The sequence below is a fragment of the Streptomyces sp. MUM 203J genome, assembly GCF_022414595.1.
Classification (GTDB): domain Bacteria; phylum Actinomycetota; class Actinomycetes; order Streptomycetales; family Streptomycetaceae; genus Streptomyces.
The window spans coordinates 15,632-38,343 of record NZ_JADWYO010000042.1 but is presented as its reverse complement, the minus strand read 5'-3'; the positions used below and the strand labels follow the sequence as shown (position 1 = coordinate 38,343).

19 protein-coding genes are annotated in these 22,712 nt (G+C 70.7%); 17 read left to right on the top strand and 2 right to left on the bottom strand.

Going from position 1 to position 22,712, the window contains the following annotated elements:
* Window positions 1-181 precede the first annotated feature (181 nt).
* The gene (locus I3F58_RS20355; protein WP_374208008.1) at window positions 182-1,465 is read left to right on the top strand and encodes a geranylgeranyl reductase family protein; all 1,284 of its coding nucleotides are present in this window, start codon (window positions 182-184) and stop codon (window positions 1,463-1,465) included.
* A gap of 78 nt (window positions 1,466-1,543) precedes the next feature.
* Here I3F58_RS20355 and I3F58_RS20350 read toward each other — a convergent pair whose 3' ends face one another.
* Window positions 1,544-2,416 (bottom strand): C40 family peptidase, encoded by an 873-nt coding sequence (locus tag I3F58_RS20350; protein ID WP_240110084.1) that lies wholly within the window; start codon window positions 2,414-2,416, stop codon window positions 1,544-1,546.
* A gap of 712 nt (window positions 2,417-3,128) precedes the next feature.
* Between I3F58_RS20350 and I3F58_RS20345 the strand changes: the two genes are divergently transcribed.
* The 16 genes from I3F58_RS20345 (at window position 3,129) to I3F58_RS20270 (ending at window position 21,229) form a co-directional block, all read left to right on the top strand.
* A complete protein-coding gene (locus I3F58_RS20345; protein ID WP_240110083.1) occupies window positions 3,129-3,488 on the top strand; it encodes an NADH-quinone oxidoreductase subunit A in 360 nt (119 codons plus the stop codon).
* A gap of 59 nt (window positions 3,489-3,547) precedes the next feature.
* On the top strand, window positions 3,548-4,102 hold the full coding sequence (locus I3F58_RS20340) for an NADH-quinone oxidoreductase subunit B family protein (RefSeq protein ID WP_240110082.1): 555 nt from the start codon (window positions 3,548-3,550) through the stop codon (window positions 4,100-4,102).
* Between the two features lie 107 nt (window positions 4,103-4,209).
* Entirely contained in the window at window positions 4,210-4,932 is a 723-nt protein-coding gene (locus I3F58_RS20335; protein WP_240110101.1) for an NADH-quinone oxidoreductase subunit C, read from the top strand.
* A complete protein-coding gene (locus tag I3F58_RS20330; RefSeq protein WP_240110081.1) occupies window positions 4,929-6,269 on the top strand; it encodes an NADH-quinone oxidoreductase subunit D in 1,341 nt (446 codons plus the stop codon). The genes I3F58_RS20335 and I3F58_RS20330 overlap by 4 nt, the downstream gene beginning before the upstream one ends.
* A gap of 26 nt (window positions 6,270-6,295) precedes the next feature.
* Complete coding sequence (nuoE, locus tag I3F58_RS20325; protein ID WP_240110100.1) at window positions 6,296-7,060, top strand: NADH-quinone oxidoreductase subunit NuoE; 765 nt, start codon at window positions 6,296-6,298, stop codon at window positions 7,058-7,060.
* A complete protein-coding gene (gene nuoF, locus I3F58_RS20320; RefSeq protein ID WP_240110080.1) occupies window positions 7,060-8,409 on the top strand; it encodes an NADH-quinone oxidoreductase subunit NuoF in 1,350 nt (449 codons plus the stop codon). The genes nuoE and nuoF overlap by 1 nt, the downstream gene beginning before the upstream one ends.
* Window positions 8,406-10,946: an NADH-quinone oxidoreductase subunit G gene (locus I3F58_RS20315; protein WP_240110079.1), complete on the top strand. Its 2,541-nt coding sequence runs from the start codon at window positions 8,406-8,408 to the stop codon at window positions 10,944-10,946. The genes nuoF and I3F58_RS20315 overlap by 4 nt, the downstream gene beginning before the upstream one ends.
* Before the next feature lie 62 nt (window positions 10,947-11,008).
* Entirely contained in the window at window positions 11,009-12,337 is a 1,329-nt protein-coding gene (nuoH, locus tag I3F58_RS20310; protein WP_240110099.1) for an NADH-quinone oxidoreductase subunit NuoH, read from the top strand.
* Window positions 12,330-12,950, top strand: a complete 621-nt coding sequence (gene nuoI, locus I3F58_RS20305; protein ID WP_240110078.1) for an NADH-quinone oxidoreductase subunit NuoI — start codon at window positions 12,330-12,332, stop codon at window positions 12,948-12,950. Before nuoH ends, nuoI begins: the two co-directional genes overlap by 8 nt.
* Window positions 12,947-13,822 (top strand): NADH-quinone oxidoreductase subunit J, encoded by an 876-nt coding sequence (locus I3F58_RS20300; RefSeq protein WP_240110077.1) that lies wholly within the window; start codon window positions 12,947-12,949, stop codon window positions 13,820-13,822. Before nuoI ends, I3F58_RS20300 begins: the two co-directional genes overlap by 4 nt.
* On the top strand, window positions 13,819-14,118 hold the full coding sequence (gene nuoK / locus I3F58_RS20295; protein ID WP_240110076.1) for an NADH-quinone oxidoreductase subunit NuoK: 300 nt from the start codon (window positions 13,819-13,821) through the stop codon (window positions 14,116-14,118). The genes I3F58_RS20300 and nuoK overlap by 4 nt, the downstream gene beginning before the upstream one ends.
* A 14-nt stretch (window positions 14,119-14,132) precedes the next feature.
* Complete coding sequence (gene nuoL, locus I3F58_RS20290) at window positions 14,133-16,073, top strand: NADH-quinone oxidoreductase subunit L (protein WP_240110075.1); 1,941 nt, start codon at window positions 14,133-14,135, stop codon at window positions 16,071-16,073.
* A gap of 5 nt (window positions 16,074-16,078) precedes the next feature.
* Entirely contained in the window at window positions 16,079-17,671 is a 1,593-nt protein-coding gene (locus tag I3F58_RS20285) for an NADH-quinone oxidoreductase subunit M (protein WP_240110098.1), read from the top strand.
* Window positions 17,672-17,691: 20 nt separating this feature from the next.
* On the top strand, window positions 17,692-19,344 hold the full coding sequence (nuoN, locus tag I3F58_RS20280) for an NADH-quinone oxidoreductase subunit NuoN (RefSeq protein WP_240110097.1): 1,653 nt from the start codon (window positions 17,692-17,694) through the stop codon (window positions 19,342-19,344).
* A 145-nt stretch (window positions 19,345-19,489) separates the two neighbouring features.
* Entirely contained in the window at window positions 19,490-20,380 is an 891-nt protein-coding gene (locus I3F58_RS20275; RefSeq protein WP_308355044.1) for an AraC family transcriptional regulator, read from the top strand.
* Between the two features lie 54 nt (window positions 20,381-20,434).
* Window positions 20,435-21,229, top strand: a complete 795-nt coding sequence (locus I3F58_RS20270) for a carbohydrate-binding protein (RefSeq protein ID WP_240110073.1) — start codon at window positions 20,435-20,437, stop codon at window positions 21,227-21,229.
* Between the two features lie 201 nt (window positions 21,230-21,430).
* Here the strand turns inward: I3F58_RS20270 and fahA are convergent, their stop codons facing one another.
* Window positions 21,431-22,693, bottom strand: coding sequence for a fumarylacetoacetase (gene fahA, locus I3F58_RS20265; protein WP_240110072.1), 1,263 nt, complete (start codon window positions 22,691-22,693; stop codon window positions 21,431-21,433).
* Window positions 22,694-22,712: the final 19 nt, after the last annotated feature.

The following is a 22,712-nucleotide window of genomic DNA, read 5'->3' as shown; positions in this document are numbered from 1 at the left end:
ACGCGGAGGGTGAACACCCGGCCGGACGCCGTCGGGCGGGGTCCCGCGGAGCGGTCCGGGTACCGCGGGCGGCCCTTCGGGCCGGGGGACGGAGGCAGGGGAACCAGCCACCCATAGACTGCCTCTGTCCAGTGCATTCCGGCACGTGATTTCGAGTCTCGGGAGATCTGTTGTGACCGCCGTGAGCCAGACCCCTTCCGAACGCACCGCTGATGTGATCGTCGTCGGGGCGGGCCCGGCGGGCTCGGCGACCGCGTACCACCTCGCCAAGTCGGGGCTGGACGTGCTGCTGCTGGAGAAGACCGCGTTTCCGCGCGAGAAGGTGTGCGGGGACGGGCTCACGCCCCGCGCCGTGAAGCAGCTCGTCGCGATGGGCGTCGACATCTCCGAGGAGGCGGGCTGGCTCCGCAACAAGGGCCTGCGGATCATCGGCGGCGGGATGCGGCTCCAGCTCGACTGGCCCGACCTGGCCTCGTACCCGGACTACGGACTGGTGCGCAAGCGCGACGACTTCGACGAACAGCTGGCCCGGCAGGCGCAGAAGGCGGGCGCGCGGCTGTACGAGCGGTGCAACGTGGGCGCGCCCGTCGTGGACGACAGGACCGGGCGGATCGTCGGTGTGCACGCCAAGTCGGGCGAGGAGAAGACGGCCGTCACCTTCCACGCGCCGCTCGTCGTGGCCGCCGACGGCAACTCCACCCGGCTGTCGCTGGCCATGGGGCTGCACCGGCGTGAGGACCGGCCCATGGGTGTCGCCGTCCGGACCTACTTCACCACCCCGCGGCACGATGACGACTACCTGGAGTCGTGGCTGGAGCTGTGGGACCGGCGCGGGGCGCAGGACCGGCTCCTGCCGGGGTACGGGTGGATCTTCGGGATGGGGGACGGGACCTCCAACGTGGGGCTCGGGATCCTCAACTCCTCTTCGGCCTTCCGGGAGCTGGACTGGCGTGAGGTGCTGAAGGCCTGGTGCGCCTCGATGCCGGAGGACTGGGGCTTCACGCCCGACAACATGACCACGTCCATCCGGGGTGCCGCGCTGCCGATGGCGTTCAACCGGCAGCCGCACTACACGCGCGGTCTGTTGCTGGTCGGTGACGCCGGCGGGCTGGTCAACCCGTTCAACGGCGAGGGCATCGCGTACGCCATGGAGTCCGGGCAGCTGGCCGCCGACGTCATCGTGCAGGCGCACGCCCGTGCGACCCCGGCGCAGCGTGAACTGGCCCTGCGTGCCTACCCGCGCGTTCTGAAGGACACGTACGGCGGCTACTACACGCTCGGCCGGGCGTTCGTGAAGCTCATCGGCAACCCCAAGGTCATGCGGGTCGCGACCCAGCGCGGCCTGACACACCCGGTGCTGATGAAGTTCACGCTGAAGATGCTCGCCAACCTCACCGACCCGACGGGTGGGGACGCCATGGACCGGATCATCAACGGGCTTTCGAAGGTGGCGCCCAAGGCCTGAGGCCGTCACGGTCATGCCGAAGGGCCGGTGCTCCCTCCCCGAGCGGGGGAGCACCGGCCCTTCACACGACCGCGCAGGTCAGAGGATGCGCACCGCGCCCGACGGGCGGTCCCAGTCGAGGGAGCGCTCGACGACGCCCGTGCTGGGGTTCTGGGCGCCGACGAACTTGCCGCCGCCCACGTAGATCGCCACGTGGTACGAGCCGCTGCGGCTGCCCCAGTAGAGGATGTCGCCCGGCTGGAGGGCGTCCAGGGACACGGCGCGGCCCATGCTGGACTGGGAGCCGGACACGCGGGGCAGGTCGATGCCGGCCTGGCGGTAGGCGGCCTGGACGAGGCCGGAGCAGTCCCAGGCGTTGGGGCCGGTCGCGCCCATCACGTACGCGTCACCGACCTGGGCGCGGGCGAATGCCACGATCGCGGCGGCGGAGCCGGTGGCGGGCGCCGAGGCGGTGCTGGTGCTCGTGGAGCCCGAGGACGCCTTGGTGGAGGTGGGGGCGGAGGCCGACAGGGTGGTGCGCTCGGAGCTGCGGGAGGCGCGGGCCTCGGCCTGGGCGCGCTCCTCGGCCTCGCGGGCCTCCTGCGCCTTGCGCTCGGCCTCCTTGGCCTTGCGCTCGGCCTCGGCCTTGCGGTCAGCCTCCGCCTTGGCCTTCTTGGCGTCCTTGGCCGCCTTCTCGGCCGCCTTGTCCTCCTGCTCCCGCAGTTCCTGGACCAGAGCGTCCTGCTGGGTCGCCTCGGCGGAGGCGGCGACGGCGGTGGAGAGGGCATCGGAGAGGTCCACGCCCGTGAGCGTGGGCATCTCGATGGTCTCGGTCACCGGCTCGGCCTGGGCGGGCGAGGCGGCCACCGCGATGGTGCTGAGGACGCCACCGGCCACTCCGGCGCGCAGCGTCATCTTGGACGTGCTGCGGCGGGGCTTCCGGTGGCTGGGTATGTGAGCGGTGTGGGACATGGGTATTACCGCTACCAGGGGGTTACGGTTCCCATCAAGAAACGTGTGTTGCGCCACAGTTACGCATGGAAGGGTTGAATCCGCTTCCTGAGGGCCTTTATTGACGCCGTAACGGACATTTCAGGCCAGTGGTATCAGGCCTATGATCACGGGTTTTCGGTAAAACGTCCGAATTGCCGTGCACCTACCACTGGTTCAGGCGGTTGGCCAAGCCCTCTTTTCCTGACGGCTCGTCGGGCGTGGCGCAGGTCACAGAACGGCAACTGCCGCGAGCGGGTGCCGATCGTGAACGCGTGCACGCGTCCACCTCCGTCCCGCGGGAACCCTCGCGCGGGTGGGGTGAGTCCCTCTATCACCCGCAGGTGTCCGGAGCGAATTTGCGTGCGCTGGCCAGATCTTGATAGGGCACACCCCCTCTCACCAGCGTTGACCGGCGCTGATGTCACGTATCGTCGCTACTCGGCCACGCATGGTGTGAAGATCACCGTTCATCCGAATTCATGATCGTTCGCCAGGTGGCAGAGATCACAAAGACGTTGACGTACCCCGTGTCGCAGATCACAGATCGACGGGCATAGGATGCGTGGCAGACGGGCTTGTGAACTGCCTCACATGGGGGCGATCTTCCTGGATCGCCGGAAACGCGGAGGCGGCGGTACACGCGGGCCCGGCGCGGTCCAACGGTCAAGGACGACTGGAAGGAGCGAGGAGCGTGAACATCTACACGCCCATCCTCGTGCTCGGCGCCCTCGGCGCGGCGTTTGCGGTCTTCTCCGTGGTCATGGCCACGCTTATCGGCCCCAAGCGCTACAACCGGGCCAAGCTGGAGGCGTACGAGTGCGGCATCGAGCCGACGCCCACGCCGGCCGGAGGCGGCCGCTTTCCCATCAAGTACTACCTGACGGCGATGCTCTTCATCGTCTTCGACATCGAGATCGTCTTCCTCTATCCCTGGGCCGTCACCTTCGACGCGCTGGGGCTCTTCGGGCTCGTCGAGATGGTCCTCTTCGTGGCCACGGTCTTCGTCGCCTACGCGTACGTCTGGCGCCGCGGCGGCCTGGAGTGGGACTGAGGGGCTACCGGGAGCCACTGGGGACAACGAGGAGTTACTGAGGGGCTGAGGGCACACTCATGGGACTCGAAGAGAAGCTGCCGAGCGGTTTTCTGCTGACGACGGTCGAACAGGCCGCGGGATGGGTGCGCAAGGCGTCCGTCTTCCCCGCGACCTTCGGCCTCGCCTGCTGCGCCATCGAGATGATGACCACCGGTGCGGGGCGGTACGACATGGCCCGCTTCGGCATGGAGGTCTTCCGTGGCTCACCGCGCCAGGCCGACCTGATGATCGTGGCGGGCCGGGTGAGCCAGAAGATGGCCCCGGTGCTGCGCCAGGTCTACGACCAGATGCCCAACCCGAAATGGGTGATCTCCATGGGCGTCTGCGCCTCCTCCGGCGGCATGTTCAACAACTACGCCATCGTGCAGGGCGTCGACCACGTCGTCCCCGTCGACATCTATCTGCCCGGCTGCCCGCCGCGCCCCGAGATGCTGCTGGACGCGATCATCAAGCTCCACCAGAAGATCCAGACGTCCAAGCTCGGCGTCAACGCGCAGGAAGCGGCCCGTGAGGCTGAGGAAGCGGCGCTCAAGGCACTCCCGACGATCGAGATGAAGGGGCTGCTCCGGTGACCGACGAGCCCGACAGGACCGACAAGCCCGCGGGGTCCGAGCGCCGCACCGAGCCCGAGCGCTCACGTGAACCCGCCGAGGCCCACGCCCCCAACCCCGAGAAGGACCTGAGCACACAGAACCTTCCCGGCCAGCGCGGCGAGCACGGCGAGGAGATCCGCGTCCAGCGCGGCATGTTCGGCGCCGCCAACGGCGGCGACACCACCGGCTACGGCGGCCTCGTCCGCTCCGTCCGGCTCCCCGGCGCCGCCACCCGCCCGTACGGCGGGCCAGGCGGCGAAGCCGCGTACGGATCCTTCGACGAGGTCGCCGACGAACTCGAAGGCGCCCTGGAGGAGCAGGGGCTGCTCCCGGACAACGCCATCGAGAAGACCGTCGTCGACCGCGGTGAACTCACCTTCCACATCGCCCGCGAGCACCTCGTCCTCGTCGCCCGCACCCTGCGCGACGACCCGGCCCTCCGCTTCGAACTCTGCACCGGCGTCAGCGGGGTGCACTACCCGGGCGACAAGGGCCGCGAGCTGCACGCGGTCTACCACCTGCGCTCACTCACCCACGGGCGGCTCCTGCGCCTCGAGGTCAGCGCCCCGGACAGCGACCCGCACATCCCGTCGCTCGTCGCCGTCTACCCGACCAACGACTGGCACGAGCGCGAGACGTACGACTTCTTCGGCATCGTCTTCGACGGCCACCCGGCCCTCACCCGGATCATGATGCCGGACGACTGGCAGGGCTTCCCGCAGCGCAAGGACTACCCCCTCGGCGGCATCCCCGTCGAGTACAAGGGCGCCCAGATCCCGGCTCCGGACCAGCGGAGGTCCTACTCGTGAGCACCTACCACGCACCCCAGGCCCCGGAGGCCGAGTCGCGGGAAACCACCGAGGGCACGGTCTACACCGTCACCGGCGGGGACTGGGACGAGGTCGCGGAGACCGCGGCCAAGGCCGACGACGAGCGCATCGTCGTCAACATGGGCCCCCAGCACCCGTCCACCCACGGAGTGCTCCGGCTCATCCTGGAGATCGACGGCGAGACCGTCACCGAGGCCCGCGCCGGCATCGGCTACCTGCACACCGGCATCGAGAAGAACCTCGAATACCGGACCTGGACGCAGGGCACCACGTTCGTGACGCGCATGGACTACCTGACGTCGTTCTTCAACGAGACGGCCTACTGCCTCGGCGTGGAGAAGCTGCTCGGCGTCACCGAGCAGGTGCCCGACCGCGCCACGGTCATCCGGGTCATGCTCATGGAGCTGAACCGGCTCTCCTCCCACCTGGTGGCCATCGCCACCGGCGGTATGGAACTCGGCGCCACCACGATCATGATCTACGGCTTCCGGGACCGCGAGATGATCCTGGACCTGTACGAGCTGATCACCGGACTGCGGATGAACCACGCGTTCATCCGCCCCGGCGGCCTCGCCCAGGACCTGCCGCCCGGCGCGGTCGACCGGATCCGCGAGTGCGTCAAGCAGCTGAGGAAGAACCTGCCGGAGTACGACAAACTGGCCACCGGCAACCCGATCTTCAAGGCCCGGATGCAGGACATCGGCTACCTGGATCTCGCGGGCTGTATGGCCCTCGGCGCCACGGGGCCGATCCTGCGGGCCACCGGACTCCCGCACGACCTGCGCAAGTCGGAGCCGTACTGCGGCTACGAGGACTACGAGTTCGACATCCCGACCGCCGAGACCTGCGACTCCTACGGCCGCTTCCTCATCCGTCTGGAGGAGATGCACCAGTCGCTGCGGATCGTGGAGCAGTGCCTGGACCGGCTCCAGCCCGGCCCGGTCATGGTCGCGGACAGGAAGATCGCCTGGCCCGCCCAGCTCGCCCTCGGTCCCGACGGCCTGGGCAACTCCCTCGACCACATCAAGAAGATCATGGGCACCTCCATGGAGGCCCTGATCCACCACTTCAAGCTGGTCACCGAGGGCTTCCGGGTCCCCGCCGGACAGGTGTACGCCGCCGTCGAGTCCCCCAAGGGCGAACTCGGCGTCCATGTCGTGTCCGACGGCGGCACCCGCCCCTACCGGGTCCACTTCCGCGACCCGTCCTTCACCAACCTGCAGACCATGGCGGCGATGTGCGAAGGCGGCATGATCGCCGACGTCATCGTCGCCGTCGCGTCCATCGACCCCGTGATGGGAGGCGTCGACCGGTGACCGACGTGACAGCGACGAGTCTCGGCATGCCCGAACTCCCCGCCCCCGACTACCCCGCGGACGTACGCGCCAGGCTCGACGCGGACGCGAAGGAGATCATCGCCCGCTACCCCGACTCCCGGTCCGCGCTGCTGCCGCTCCTGCACCTGGTCCAGGCGGAGGAAGGACACGTCACCCGCACCGGAATGCGCTGGTGCGCCGAGACGCTCGGCCTGACCACCGCCGAGGTCACCGCCGTCGCCACCTTCTACACCATGTACCGGCGCAGGGCCTCCGGCGACTACCAGGTCGGCGTCTGCACCAACACCCTGTGCGCGGTCATGGGCGGCGACGCCATCTTCGAGGCGCTGAAGGAGCACCTCGGCGTCGGCAACCAGGGGTCCGATATGACTACAGCGGACGGCAAGGTCACCCTCGAACACATCGAGTGCAACGCCGCCTGCGACTTCGCCCCGGTCGTGATGGTCAACTGGGAGTTCTTCGACAACCAGACGCCCGAGACCGCCAAGCGGCTCGTCGACGACCTGCGCGACGGGCGGGCCGTCGAACCCACCCGCGGTGCCCGGCTGTGCACCTTCAAGGAGACCGCCCGCATCCTCGCGGGCTTCCCCGACCCCCGCCCCGACGCGGTCGAGGCCGGCGGCGGCGCGGGCCCCGCCTCCCTCATCGGACTGCGGCTCGCCAGGGGCGAGGCCCTCCCGCCCCGCGTCGTCCACCCGCGCGGCGCGATCCCGCCGGGCCAGAACACGACCGACAAGACACCGACCGACGAGAACACCGAGGGGGAGTGATGACCTTGGCACCCGAAATCGGGGAGACCAGCCCCGAGAAGCTGCTCTCGCCGGTCCTGTCCGCCTTCTGGGACGAACCCCGCTCCTGGACCCTGGACACCTACCTCCGCCACGACGGGTACGCGGGACTGCGCAAGGCCCTCGCCATGTCACCCGACGACGTCATCGCGTACGTCAAGGACTCCGGCCTGCGCGGCCGGGGCGGCGCGGGCTTCCCCACCGGCATGAAATGGCAGTTCATCCCGCAGGGCGACGGCAAGCCCCACTACCTCGTCGTCAACGCCGACGAGTCCGAACCCGGCACCTGCAAGGACATCCCCCTCCTCTACGCCAACCCGCACTCCCTCATCGAGGGCATCGTCATCGCCTGCCACGCGATCCGCTCCTCGCACGCCTTCATCTACCTGCGCGGCGAGGTCGTCCCCGTCCTGCGGCGGCTGCACGAGGCCGTCCGTGAGGCCTACGACGCGGGCTACCTCGGCCGGAACGTCCTCGGCAGCGGCCTCGACCTGGACCTCACCGTGCACGCGGGCGCCGGCGCGTACATCTGCGGCGAGGAGACCGCGCTGCTCGACTCGCTGGAGGGCCGCCGCGGCCAGCCCCGGCTGCGCCCCCCGTTCCCCGCCGTCGCCGGTCTGTACGCCTGCCCCACCGTGGTGAACAACGTCGAGTCCATCGCCTCGGTTCCCGCGATCCTCAACCGGGGCAAGGACTGGTTCCGTTCGATGGGGAGCGAGAAGTCCCCCGGCTTCACGCTGTACTCGCTCAGCGGCCATGTCGCGAGCCCCGGCCAGTACGAGGCACCGCTCGGCATCACCCTGCGCCAGCTGCTCGACATGAGCGGCGGCATGCGGCCCGGCCACCGCCTCAAGTTCTGGACCCCCGGCGGGTCGTCCACCCCGATGTTCACCGACGAGCACCTGGACGTGCCGCTCGACTACGAGGGCGTCGGCGCCGCGGGGTCCATGCTCGGCACCAAGGCCCTGCAGTGCTTCGACGAGACCACCTGCGTCGTCCGCGCCGTGACCCGGTGGACCGAGTTCTACGCCCACGAGTCCTGCGGCAAGTGCACCCCCTGCCGCGAGGGCACCTACTGGCTCGTCCAGTTGCTCCGGGACATCGAGGGCGGGAAGGGCACCCTCGAAGACCTCGACAAGATCGCGGACATCGCGGACAACATCAACGGCAAGTCCTTCTGCGCCCTCGGTGACGGCGCCGCCTCACCGATCTTCTCCTCCCTCGCGTACTTCCGCGGCGAGTACGAGGAACACATCACGGGCAGGGGCTGCCCCTTCGACCCGGCCAAGTCGACCGCCTGGGCGGACAACCACCTGGAGGTGAACGCATGACCGTCACCACGTCCTCCACCGCTGGAGGCGCGGGCCCGGCGGTGCCGCCGGAGGACCTCGTCACACTGACCATCGACGGCATCGAGATCTCCGTCCCCAAGGGGACCCTGGTGATTCGCGCCGCCGAACAGCTCGGCATCGAGATCCCCCGGTTCTGCGACCACCCCCTCCTGGATCCGGCCGGCGCCTGCCGCCAGTGCATCGTCGAGGTCGAGGGCCAGCGCAAGCCCATGGCCTCATGCACGATCACCTGTACGGACGGGATGGTGGTGAGGACTCAACTCACCTCCGAAGTCGCGGAGAAGGCCCAGGTCGGGGTGATGGAGCTGCTGCTCATCAACCACCCCCTGGACTGCCCCGTGTGCGACAAGGGCGGCGAGTGCCCCCTCCAGAACCAGGCCGTCTCCCACGGCCAGGCCGAGTCCCGCTTCGAGGGGAAGAAGCGCACCTACGAGAAGCCCGTCCCGATCTCCGCACAGGTGCTGCTGGACCGGGAACGGTGCGTGCTGTGCGCCCGCTGCACCCGGTTCTCCCAGCAGATCGCCGGCGACCCGATGATCGAACTGGTCGAGCGGGGCGCGCTCCAGCAGGTCGGCATCGGCAACCACGACCCCTTCGACTCGTACTTCTCCGGCAACACCATCCAGATCTGCCCGGTCGGCGCGCTCACCTCGGCGGCCTACCGGTTCCGCTCCCGCCCCTTCGACCTGGTCTCCAGCCCCTCCGTGTGCGAGCACTGCGCCGGGGGCTGCGCCACCCGCACCGACCACCGGCGCGGCAAGGTCATGAGGCGGCTCGCCGCCAACGACCCAGAGGTCAACGAGGAGTGGCTGTGCGACAAGGGACGCTTCGCGTTCCGGTACGCGCAGCAGCGGGACCGGCTCACCACGCCCCTGGTACGCGGCGCCGACGGCGCCCTGGCGCCCGCGTCCTGGCCGGAGGCGCTGGAGGCCGCCGCCCGGGGTCTGGTCCGGGGCCGGACCGGGGTCCTCACCGGCGGGCGGCTGACGGTGGAGGACGCCTACGCGTACGCCAAGTTCGCGCGCGTGGCCCTGGACACCAACGACATCGACTTCCGCGCACGTGTCCACAGCGGTGAGGAGGCCGACTTCCTGACCGCCCGGGTCGCCGGGCACGGCGTGGACCTCGGGGGAGGCGAGGGGGTCACGTACCGGGCGCTGGAGCAGGCACCGGCCGTGCTGCTCGCCGGGATCGAGGCCGAGGAGGAGGCGCCGGGCGTCTTCCTGCGCCTGCGCAAGGCCTGGCGGAAGCGCGGGCAGCGTACATACGGACTGGCGCCGTTCGCGACGCCCGGCCTGACGAAGGCGGGCGGCACCCTGCTCCCGGCCGCGCCCGGCACGGAGGCCGAGTGGCTGGACGCCCTCGCCGCCGGGACGGGACTCGACGAGACCGGGACGGCCGCTGCCGAGGCGCTCCGGGCCCGAGGCGCCGTCGTCGTGGCAGGTGAGCGGCTCGCGGGTGTGCCGGGTGCGCTGACGGCCGCCGTACGGCTCGCGAGCGCGACCGGGGCCCGGCTGGTGTGGATCCCGCGCCGGGCCGGTGAGCGCGGCGCGCTGTGGGCGGGAGCCCTGCCGTCGCTGCTGCCCGGCGGGCGGCCCGCCACGGACCCCCGCGCCCGGGAGGAGACGGCCACCGCCTGGGGCGTACGGGAGCTCCCGCACGGCTACGGGCGGGACACCGGGCAGATGCTGGAGGCCGCCGCGACCGGTGAGCTGGGCGCGCTGCTGGTCGCCGGGGTCGAGGTGGCGGACCTGCCGGACGCGGCACGCGCGCGTGAGGCCCTGGACGCGGCGTTCGTGGTGTCGCTGGAGCTGCGGCCCGGCGAGGTCACCGAACGGGCGGACGTGGTCCTTCCGGTCGCCGCGGTCGTGGAGAAGGCGGGCACGTTCCTCAACTGGGAGGGGCGGGTGCGGATGTTCGAGGCCGCGCTGAAGCCGGACCAGATGACACGGGCGCTGCCGCCGTCCGACGCGCGGGTCCTGTACATGCTGGCCGATGCGATGGACGTGCACTTCGGGCTGCCGGACCTCGCGTCCGTACGGCGGGAGATGGACCGGCTGGGAGCCTGGGACGGTGCCCAGGCGGGCGATCCGGCCGAGACGTCCCGGCCGCTGCCGCGTGCCGGTGAGGGCGAGGCCGTGCTGGCGGGGCACCGGATGCTGCTGGACCGGGGGCGACTCCAGGAGGGCGACGAGGCCCTGGCGGGCACCCGGCACCCGGCGGTCGCCCGGCTGTCGGCGGCCACGGCGGACGAGAGCGGCGTCAAGAACGGCGACCTGCTGGAGGTCGCCGGGCCCGCGGGGGCCGTACGGCTGCCGCTCCAGGTGACGGACGGGATGCCGGACCGGGTGGTGTGGCTGCCGCTGGACTCGACCGGGGGCGGGGTCCTCTCCGACACCGGGACGGTGCCCGGGCGGCTGGTCCGGATCGGGCCCGCGGCGGCCGGTTCAACGGAGCCGTCCGCCGGCTCCCCCGACTCACCCGACTCCTCGCACTCAACGGAGGTACGCGCGTGATCCCGGCGAGTGTGATCCCGGCGAGTGCGGACCCGGTCCTCCTCGCGGCCGAGGACCTTTCGATGTTCGGCCGCGACCCCTGGTGGCTCGTGCTGGTCAAGGCGGTGTTCTGCTTCGCCTTCCTCATGGTCACGGTGCTGATCTCCATCGTGATGGAGCGCAAGGTCGTCGGCTGGATGCAGCGGCGCATCGGCCCCAACCGGCACGGCCCCTGGGGCATGCTCCAGTCCCTCGCCGACGGCGTGAAGCTCATGCTGAAGGAAGACGTGATCGTCAAGCGCGCGGACAAGGTGATCTACGTCCTCGCGCCGGTCCTGGCCGCGATCCCCGCGTTCATGGCCGTCGCCGTCATCCCCTTCGGCCCGGCGGGCGACGAGGTCTCCGTCTTCGGCGTCCGCACCACCATGCAGCTCACCGACCTGCCGGTCGCGATGCTGTACGTCCTGGCGATCGGCTCGCTCGGTGTGTACGGCTTCGTCCTCGGCGGCTGGTCGTCGGGCTCCACGTACCCGCTGCTCGGCGGCATCCGGTCGGCGGCCCAGGTCATCTCGTACGAGATCGCCATGGGTGTGGCCTTCGCTTCGGTGTTCCTCTACTCGGGGTCGATGTCCACCTCGGCCATCGTCGACGCCCAGCAGGACCGCTGGTTCGCGATCCTGCTGCCGGTGTCGTTCCTGGTCTACATGGTGACGATGATCGGGGAGTCGAGCCGGGCCCCGTTCGACATGCCGGAGTCCGAGGGCGACCTGGTCGGCGGCTTCAACACCGAATACAGCTCGATCAAGTTCGCGATGTTCATGCTGGCCGAGTACATCCACATGGTCACCGTGTCGATGATCGCGGTGACGCTGTTCCTCGGCGGCTGGCGGGCCCCGTACCCGGTGTCGGCGTTCTGGGAGGGCGCCAACCACGGCTGGTGGCCGCTGCTCTGGTTCACCGCCAAGGTCGTGGTCTTCATCTTCGGGTTCGTGTGGCTGCGCGGCACGCTGCCCCGCGTCCGCTACGACCAGCTGATGAAGCTGGGCTGGAAGGTGCTCATCCCGATCGCCGTCACCTGGCTGATGCTCGTCGCGACCGTCCGCGCGCTGCGCAACGAGAACATCGCGTTCCAGCAGATCGTGCTGTACGTCGCCGGGGCGGTGCTCGCGGTGCTGCTGTTGTCCTTCGTCGTCGACATGTTCCGCGACCGGAAGGCCAAGGCCGAGGGCGAGGCCGCCGAGGCGGCACGGACCGGCGAGTTCGACCCGATGGCCGGCGGGTTCCCGGTGCCGCCGCTGCCGGGGCAGACCCTGCCGCCGGTACCGAGGCGCAGGCCGCGCGGGGACCGGGAGCTGATTGTCAGTGGCGGCCCCGACACTGCCAGTGACGGAAAGGAGACGGAGGGTGTCTGAGTTCCAGAACCCGGTGGCCGGCTTCGGCGTGACCTTCAAGGCCATGTTCAAGAAGCGGCTCACCGAGCAGTACCCGGAGCAGCAGAAGACCACGGCGCCCCGTTTCCACGGACGCCACCAGCTGAACCGGCACCCGGACGGGCTGGAGAAGTGCGTCGGCTGCGAGCTGTGCGCCTGGGCCTGCCCGGCCGACGCCATCTATGTGGAGGGCGCCGACAACACCGACGAGGAGCGCTACTCGCCGGGCGAGCGGTACGGCCGCGTGTACCAGATCAACTACGCCCGCTGCATCTTCTGCGGGTTGTGCATCGAGGCCTGCCCCACCCGGGCGCTGACCATGACCAACGAGTTCGAGCTGGCCGACAGCTCCCGGGCGAACCTGATCTTCACCAAGGAGCAGCTCCTCGCCGGACTGGAGGAGGGCATGGTCGACAGCCCGCACGCCATTCACCCGGGCATGACCGAACAGGACTACTACCGGGGCCTGGTGACGGAGGCCGCGCCCGGCACGGTCAGGCAGGCCGCCCACAGCAAGGGCGACCGGCCGCAGCGGGAGGCCCCGTCCGGCTCCGGTGAGAACGAGCCCGCCTCGGAGAAGGTGGTCGACGCATGACCGCGCAGACCCTGGCCGCCGCCTACAGCACCTCGACCGGTGAGGCCGTGCAGTTCTGGCTGCTCGGCACGGTCGCGGTGCTCGGCGCCCTCGGCACCATCCTGATGAAGAAGGCCGTGCACAGCGCGCTCTGCCTGGCCGGCACCATGATCGTCCTGGCGGTCTTCTACCTCGCCAACGGGGCGTACTTCCTCGGCATCGTGCAGATCGTCGTCTACACCGGCGCGATCATGATGCTGTTCCTGTTCGTGGTCATGCTGGTCGGAGTCACCGCCGCCGACTCGCTGAAGGAGACCATCAAGGGTCAGCGCTGGCTGGCCGGGCTGTGCGTCCTCGGCTTCGGCGTCCTGCTGACCGCCGGGATCGGCCGCGCCTCACTGGAGACCTTCAACGGGCTCGGCGCGGCCAACGCGGGCGGCAACGTCGAGGGACTCGCCGCGCTGATCTTCACCCGGTACGTCTTCGCCTTCGAGATCACCGGCGCGCTGCTCATCACCGCGGCCGTCGGCGCGATGGTGCTCACGCACCGGGAGCGCACCGAACGGGCCCGCACCCAGCGCGAACTGGCCGAGCAGCGGGTACGGGAGGGCACGCAGCTGCCGCCGCTCCCGGCGCCCGGCGTGTACGCCCGGCACAACGCGGTGGACATCGCCGGTCTGCTGCCGGACGGCACCCCGTCCGAGCTGACCGTCAACCGAACGCTGCGCGCGCGGGGCCAGGTCCGCGATGTGTCGACCCAGGCGCTGAACGAACTGAAGGCGCTGGAGCAGCGGTCCCAGGAGCGGCTCGGCCGCGGCCGAGCCGCCGAGCGTGGCCCGGAGCGCGCCGACGGCGCTTCGCGTGAGCGGGATGGAGAGGGGGCGGCCAAGTGAATCCCGTCAACTACATCTATCTCGCCGCACTGTTGTTCACCATCGGCGCCGCCGGGGTGCTGATCAGGCGGAACGCGATCATCGTGTTCATGAGCGTCGAGCTGATGCTCAACGCCTGCAACCTCACCCTGGTCGCGTTCTCCCGGCTGCACGGCAATCTGGACGGCCAGATCATCGCGTTCTTCACGATGGTCGTGGCCGCCGCGGAGGTCGTTGTCGGGCTGGCGATCATCGTGTCGCTGTTCCGTATCCGCCATTCGGCCTCGGTCGACGACGCCAGCCTGATGAAGCTGTAAGGGGTCGCTGAATCGTGGAGAACCTGATCGCGCTGCTCGTCGCGGCGCCTCTGCTCGGAGCAGCCGTGCTGCTCTGCGGCGGCCGGAGGCTGGACCGGGCCGGGCACTGGCTCGGCACCCTGCTCGCGGCCGTCTCCTTCGTCCTCGGCGTGGTGCTCTTCGCCGACATGCTCGGCAGGGCCGGGGACGACCGGACCCTGTACCAGCGGCTGTTCAGCTGGATTCCGGTGGAGGGCTTCCAGGCCGACATCGCCTTCCAGCTCGACCAGCTGTCGATGACGTTCGTGCTGCTCATCACCGGGGTCGGCACGCTCATCCACGTGTACTCGGTCGGGTACATGGAGCACGACGAGCGGCGCCGCCGCTTCTTCGGCTATCTGAACCTGTTCCTCGCGGCGATGCTGCTGCTGGTGCTGGCCGACAACTACCTGCTGCTGTACTTCGGCTGGGAGGGCGTGGGCCTCGCCTCGTACCTCCTCATCGGCTTCTGGCAGCACAAGCCGAGCGCGGCCACCGCCGCGAAGAAGGCCTTCCTGGTCAACCGGGTCGGTGACATCGGTCTGTCCATCGCGATCATGCTGATGTTCGCCACCTTCGGCACCTTCGCCTTCGGCCCGGTCTTCGGCGCCGTCGGGGAGACCTCCGAGGGCATGCTGACGGCGATGGGGCTGATGCTGCTCCTCGCCGCGTGCGGCAAGTCCGCGCAGGTGCCGCTGCAGTCCTGGCTCGGGGACGCCATGGAGGGTCCCACGCCGGTGTCGGCGCTCATCCACGCCGCCACCATGGTGACCGCGGGCGTCTACCTGATCACCCGTTCCGCCGCGATCTTCAACGCGGCGCCCACCGCGCAGCTCGCGGTCGTGGTGGTCGGCGCGGTCACGCTCCTCTTCGGTGCGATCGTCGGTTGCGCCAAGGACGACATCAAGAAGGCCCTGGCCGGTTCGACGATGTCGCAGATCGGCTACATGATCCTCGCCGCCGGTCTCGGGCCCATCGGATACGCCTTCGCGATCATGCACCTGGTGACCCACGGCTTCTTCAAGGCCGGGCTGTTCCTCGGTGCCGGATCGGTCATGCACGGCATGAACGACGAGGTCGACATGCGCAAGTACGGCGGCCTGCGGAAGTACATGCCCATCACGTTCGTCACGTTCGGGCTCGGCTACCTCGCCATCATCGGCTTCCCCGGGCTGTCCGGCTTCTGGTCCAAGGACAAGATCATCGAAGCCGCCTTCGCCAAGGGCGGCACCGAAGGCTGGATCCTCGGCGGCGTCGCCCTGCTGGGCGCCGGCATCACCGCGTACTACATGACCCGCGTGATGCTGCTGACCTTCTTCGGGGAGAAGCGCTGGCAGCCCGCCCCCGACCCGGACACCGCGCCCGGTGTGGAGCCCGGCGTCGAGGTGCAGCCCGGCGCGATGCCGCATCCGCACGAGTCGCCCAGGTCCATGACCGTCCCGATGATCCTGCTGGCCTTCGGCTCGGTCTTCGCGGGCGGACTGTTCTCGTACGGCGACGCCTTCGTGAACTGGCTGACGCCGGTGACCGACTTCGAGCACGGGCACCCGCCGGTCGGCGCCGCCGCCATCACCTCGGCCACCGTCGCCGTCCTGCTCGTCGGCGTCGCCGTCGCCTACGCCCAGTACGGGCGCAAGCCGGTGCCGGTGACCGCGCCGCGCGGCTCGCTGCTCACCCGGGCCGCCCGCCGTGACCTGCTCCAGGACGACTTCAACCACGTGGTCCTGGTCCGCGGCGGTGAGCACCTCACCCGCTCGCTCGTGTACGTCGACCACACCCTGGTCGACGGGGTCGTCAACGGCACGGCCGCGTCGATGGGCGGTCTCTCCGGCCGGATGCGCAAGCTGCAGAACGGCTTCGCCCGCTCCTACGCGGTCTCGATGTTCGGAGGTGCTGCGGTGCTGATCGCCGCGACCCTGCTGATGAGGGCGGTGTGACCGCGATGTCCTTCCCCCTGCTCACCCTGACGGCGGCCCTTCCGGCGGTCGGCGCGGTCGTCACGGCCGCGGTCCCCGCGGCCCGGCGCGCCGCCGCCAAGTGGATCGCCCTGCTGTTCTCCCTCGCCACGCTCGCGCTCGCCGCGACCGTGTTCGTCCGCTTCGACCCGGACGGCGCCCGCTACCAGCTCACCGAGTCGCACGCCTGGATCGCCGACTTCGGGGTGCGCTACGAGCTGGGCGTCGACGGCATCGGGGCGGCCCTGGTCGCCCTCACCGCGCTGCTCGTCCCGTTCGTCATCCTCGCCGGATGGCACGACGCGGACCCCCTGGAGACGCAGTCCAAGAGGTGGCGGCCGACGCAGGGATTCTTCGCCCTGATCCTGATGGTCGAGGCGATGGTGGTGCTCTCCTTCGAGGCCACCGACGTCTTCCTCTTCTACATCCTCTTCGAGGCCATGCTCATCCCGATGTACTTCCTCATCGGAGGATTCGGGGACCGGGCCCACACGGGCAGCGACGAGCACGCCGCCGCCCAGCGGTCGTACGCGGCCGTGAAGTTCCTGCTCTACAACCTGGTCGGCGGGCTCGTCATGCTGGCCGCCGTCATCGGCCTGTACGTGGTGACCGCCGGGCAGCTGGATGCGGGCGGCACCTTCTCGCTCACCCAGATCGTCGAGGCGCGGGCGAGCGGCGAGCTGACGATGGCCACCAACACCGAACGGCTGCTGTTCCTGGGATTCTTCTTCGCGTTCGCGGTGAAGGCCCCGCTGTGGCCGCTGCACACCTGGCTGCCCAACGCGATGGGCGAGTCCACGGCCCCGGTGGCGGTGCTCATCACGGCCGTCGTCGACAAGGTCGGCACGTTCGCGATGCTCCGCTTCTGCCTCGGGCTGTTCCCGGAGGCCTCGAAGTGGGCCACGCCGGTGATCATCGCACTGGCGCTGGTCAGCATCGTGTACGGGGCTCTGCTGGCGGTCGGCCAGCGGGACATCAAGCGGCTGATCGCGTACGCCTCGATCTCCCACTTCGGGTTCATCATCCTCGGCATCTTCGCGATGACCAGCCAGGGCCAGAGCGGCGCCACGCTCTACATGGTCAACCACGGCATCTCCACGGCCGCGCTGATGCTGGTCGCCGGGTTCCTGATCTCGCGGCGCGGCTCGCGGCTCATCGCGGACTACGGCGGGGTGCAGAAGGTCGCCCCGGTGCTGGCCGGGACGTTCCTGGTGGGCGGTCTGGCGACGCTGTCGCTGCCCGGACTGGCGCCGTTCGTCAGCGAGTTCCTGGTGCTGGTCGGCACCTACACCCGCTATCCCGTGGCGGGCATCGTGGCCACCACCGGCATCGTGCTGGCCGCGCTCTACACGCTGGTCCTGTACCAGCGGACCATGACGGGCCCGGTGAAGGACGAGGTCCGGGCCATGCCCGACCTGCGGGTCCGGGAACTGGTGGTGGTCGCTCCGCTGGTGGCGCTGCTGCTGTTCCTCGGCGTCTACCCGAAGCCCGTGACGGACGTCGTCAACCCGGCGGTACGGCACACCATGTCCGACGTACAGCAGACGGACCCCCGTCCTGAGGTGGAGGCGGCGAAGTGAGCACCACGGACTTCCAGGCCATGGACTTCCACAGCCTGTGGACGACGGCCGCCGGGCCGGTGTCCCAGCCGCTCGACGCCATCACGGCGCCGAAGATCGAGTACGCCCAGCTGGCGCCGATCCTCATCGTGGTCGGCGCCGCCGTCCTCGGCATCCTCGTCGAGGCGGTCGTGCCGCGCCGGGCCCGCTACCACAGTCAGCTCTTCCTGAGCGTGGTGGCGCTCGGTGCTGCCTTCGCGTCAGTTGTCGCGCTCGCGGTCACCGGGCACGGCACCACGAAGGCGGGGATCTCCGCGATGGGCGCCATCGCCGTCGACGGGCCGGCACTGTTCCTCCAGGGGACGATCCTGCTGGCCTCGCTCGTCTCGGTGTTCACCTTCGCGGAGCGGCGGCTCGACCCGGCGCGGCACGGCCACCCGGTCGACTCCTTCGCCGCCGAGGGGGCCGCCGTGCCGGGCAGCGACCACGAGCAGGCCGCCGTGAAGGCCGGGTTCACCACCACCGAGGTGTTCCCGCTGGTGCTGTTCGCCATCACCGGCATGCTGGTCTTCCCGGCCGCCAACGACCTGCTGACGCTGTTCGTCGGCCTGGAGGTGCTGTCGCTTCCGCTGTACCTGCTGTGCGCGCTGGCCCGCCGCAAGCGGCTCATGTCGCAGGAGGCCGCGGTCAAGTACTTCCTGCTGGGCGCCTTCGCCTCCGCGTTCCTGCTGTTCGGCATCGCCCTGCTGTACGGCTACGCGGGCTCCGTGTCGTACGCGCGCATCGCGGACGTGGTGGACGGCGCGGTCGGCACGGTCGACCCGGCGCTGGCCGCCACCATGGGCAGCGACGTGCTGCTGCTGATCGGGTTCGCGCTGGTGCTGATGGGCCTGCTGTTCAAGGTGGGCGCGGTGCCGTTCCACATGTGGACCCCGGACGTGTACCAGGGCGCGCCGACTCCGGTGACCGGCTTCATGGCCGCCGCCACGAAGGTCGCCGCGTTCGGCGCGATGCTGCGGCTGCTCTACGTGGTGCTGCCGGGGCTGCGCTGGGACTGGCGGCCCGTCATGTGGGGCGTCGCCATCGTCACCATGCTGGCCGGTGCCGTCGTGGCGATCACCCAGACCGACATCAAGCGGCTGCTGGCCTACTCGTCGATCGCGCACGCCGGGTTCATCCTGGCCGGTGTCATCGCGGCCACCCCGTCGGGCGTCTCGTCCGTGCTGTTCTACCTGGCGGCGTACTCGTTCGTGACGATCGGCGCGTTCGCGGTGGTCACGCTGGTACGGGACGCGGGCGGCGAGGCCACGCACCTGTCCAAGTGGGCCGGGCTCGGGCGGCGTTCGCCCTTGGTCGCGGCGGTGTTCGCGGTGTTCCTGCTGGCCTTCGCGGGCATCCCGCTGACCTCCGGGTTCGCCGGGAAGTTCGCCGTGTTCAAGGCGGCGGCCGAGGGCGGGGCGGGCGCGCTGGTGGTGGTCGGTGTGATCGCCTCCGCGATCGCGGCCTTCTTCTACATCCGGGTCATCGTGCTGATGTTCTTCAGCGAACCGGCCCCGGAGGGCCCGACGGTGGCGGTGCCGTCGGCGCTGACCATGACCGCGATCGGCGTGGGCATCGCGGTGACGCTGGTGCTGGGCGTGGCGCCGCAGTACTTCCTGGAACTGGCCAGCCAGGCAGGTGTGTTCGTGCGGTAGGCGCGCCGCACGGCTTTCCGGCGGGGTGCGGCGAGCGGGCCGCACCCCGCCGATCTGTATGGCCGGCTGGCCCAGACCATGAGGAAGGCGGTGCGGGGCGATGCGACGCGGGCACCCGTGCGGTACGGAACAGGGAGCGCTGCCGATGCACCGGCTGGACGTGCGGGAGCCCCAGGTACTGCCGTTCGCCGTCGGGAGCTTCGACAGCATCGGCCCGCTGTCCCGGGCCGCGTTCCCGCACCGGCACACGTTCTACGAGATCGTGCACGTCACCGCCGGGCGCGGCGTCCATGTCGTGGACCTCGCCCGGTGCGAGCTGCGCCCGCCGCACCTGGGAGTCATCGCCCCGGGCCAGGTGCACCACTGGGAGGGGGTGACGGGGCTGGACGGCTCGGTGGTGCTGTTCACCGAGGACTTCCTGCTGGACCACCCCGGGGACCGGGACCTGCTGCGCCGGCTGAGCGGGCGGCCCTGGCCGACGCTGGCCGGGACCGTGCGGGACGGGGTCGCGGGACTGGTGGAGCAGCTGCACGAGGAGTACCGGGAGGGCGCGGAGGGGTTCGCTTCGGTGCTGGGGGCGCTGCTGCACGTGCTGGTGGTGCGGGCGGCGCGGCTGGGGGCGGAGACGGACGCGGGGCCGCCGGGGCAGGGGCCGCCGGGCCGGGCGGGCCGCGCCGGATGGGTGGCAGAGGAGTTCGCGCGGCTCGTCGGGCGGGGGGATCCCGAGCTGTGGTCGGTGGGCGCCTGCGCCGGGCGGATCGGGGTCACCTCCGGCCATCTCACCGAGTCCGTCAAGGCGGCGACCGGCCGGACTCCGGGTGAGCTGGTTCGTGAGGCCCGCACCCAGGAGGCCAAACGGCTGCTGGCCAAGACCGACCTGACCGTACGGCAGGTGGGCGAGCGGCTCGGGTTCGGTGACCCGGCCTACTTCTGCCGCTTCTTCCGGCGCGAGACCGGACTGAGCCCGGGCGACTTCCGGGGTTATCACCATGACCGCCATGTCATGTCCATCGCCTGGCCCGGAGGCGCTGCGTAGGTTCGAGGGCGTTCCGTTCTCCCTGCCCCCCTCTCCCCACGAGGAGCCCCAGGCATGGACGCTCACGACGCACCCCGTCACCCCAGCCGCAAGACCGTGCTACGTGCCGCCTTCGCAGCCGGGCTCGCCGCGCCCGCCGCGCTCATGGGCGTCCCCGCGCTCGCCGGTACCGCCGCGGCCGACGGCGCCCCGAAGGCCCCGCCGCAGCTCACCCCCGCCTGTGACGACGGCGACGATCCGACGCCGCCGCAGATGGAGGGCCCGTACTTCAAGCCCGGTTCTCCGCGCCGCAGCTCTCTCCTGGAGCCGGGCGGCCAGGGCGTCCGGCTGGAGGTCCGGGGACAGGTGCTCGGGCTCGGCTGCCGCGGCGTCGGGGCCGTGCTGCTCGACTTCTGGCAGGCCGACGCGAACGGGGCGTACGACAACGTCACGTACCGGTACCGCGGCCATCAGTTCACCGATGCCGGGGGAGCGTTCCGGCTCACCACGATCGTGCCGGGCCTGTACCCGGGCCGTACCCGGCACCTGCATGTGAAGGTCCAGGCGCCGGGGCGTCCCGTCCTGACGACCCAGCTGTACTTCCCGGGCGAACCGCGGAACGCGACAGACGCGCTGTTCGACCCGCGGCTGCTGATGGCCGTCCGTGACGCGGACGGCGTCCGGTACGCCGCGTTCGACTTCGTCCTCGACGTCCCGCAGGCTCCGGGCGGTACGTGGGCGGTGGGCACCGAGTACCGGGCCGGTGACCGGGTCACGTACGGCGGGCGCGGCCATGTCTGCCTTCAGGGCCACACGTCCCAGCAGGGCTGGGAGCCGCCGAACGTGCCGGCGCTGTGGCGCGCCGGCTGATCGTTCCGAAAGCCCGTCCCTTCCCGGACCGGGGGCGCCGCCCGCCGTTCGGGAAGGGGGGTGCGCCGCGTAGCGGCGGTCGGGCACCTGGAGGAACACTCGGACCAACCCGGGGCGCGGCCGACTGTGGGGCCGCGAGGCCCGGCGTCCCTTGAGCCGGGGACGCCGGGCCGCTCACCTCACCGCCTGACGCCGGTCGCCTCAGGCGGCGGACACCACTCGCCCCGTGACCTCGCCCAGGCCCACCCGGACCCCGTCGGGGCCCGGCGCCCACGCCGTGAGCGTCACCTCGTCGCCGTCCTCCAGGAACGTCCGCTTCCCGCCGGGCAGTTCCAGCGCGTCCCGCCCGTTCCACGTCAGCTCCAGCAGCGAGCCCCGCTGATGCGTCTCCGGCCCGCTCACCGTTCCGGACCCGTACAGGTCGCCCGTACGCAGCGACGCGCCGTTGACCGTCATGTGCGCGAGCTGCTGCGCCGCCGTCCAGTACATCGTCGCGAACGGCGGTTCGGCCACCACGTCGCCGTTGATCCGTACCGTGATGTGCAGTTCGAACCCGCCGGGCCGCTCCTCGCCCGCGTCGTCCAGGTACGGCAGCAGCGGGAGGTCCCGCGCCGGCGGCGCCACCCGGGCCGCGTCCAGGGCCTCCAGGGGCGTCACCCACGCCGACACCGAGGTGGCGAACGACTTGCCGAGGAACGGGCCCAGCGGCACGTACTCCCAGGCCTGGATGTCCCGCGCCGACCAGTCGTTGAGCAGCGACAGTCCGAAGACGTGGTCGTCGAACCCGCCCAGCGGCACCGGCCGGCCCAGCTCCGAGGGCGTGCCGACGACGAACCCGACCTCCGCCTCGATGTCCAGCTTCACCGAGGGCCCGAAGACGGGCGCCGCGTCCGACGGGGCCTTGCGCTGCCCGGAGGGCCGTACGACGTCCGTTCCGGACACCACGACGGTGCCCGAGCGGCCGTGGTAACCGATCGGCAGGTGCTTCCAGTTGGGTGTCAGCGGCTCGCCGTCCGGGCGGAACATCCGTCCCACGTTGGAAGCGTGGTGCTCGCTCGCGTAGAAGTCGACGTAGTCGGCCACCTCGTACGGAAGGTGCAGCGTGACCGCGCCGGCCCCCTCCAGCGGGTGCAGCAGGGGCTCCACGGCGGCGCGGTGCGCGGGGGAGGTCACCCAGTCGGTGAGCGCCCGGCGCACGTCCCGCCAGGCCGTGCGTCCCGCCGCCATCAGCGGGTTCAGGCTCGGCCGGGCGAGCAGAGCGGCGTACGGGGAGCCCAGGGCGTGGGCTGCGGCGCCCGCGTCCAGTACATGGCCGCCGATCCGGACGCCGACCCGGCGGTGGCCGGGCTCGTCGGCGGTGGAGAACACGCCGTACGGGAGGTTGTGCGGGCCGAAGGGGTCGCCCTCGTCCAGGTCGAGCGGGCTACGCGGCCCCTGTACGGGCTGCTCGGGCTGCTCGGGCATCGGTGCTTGCCTCGCTTTC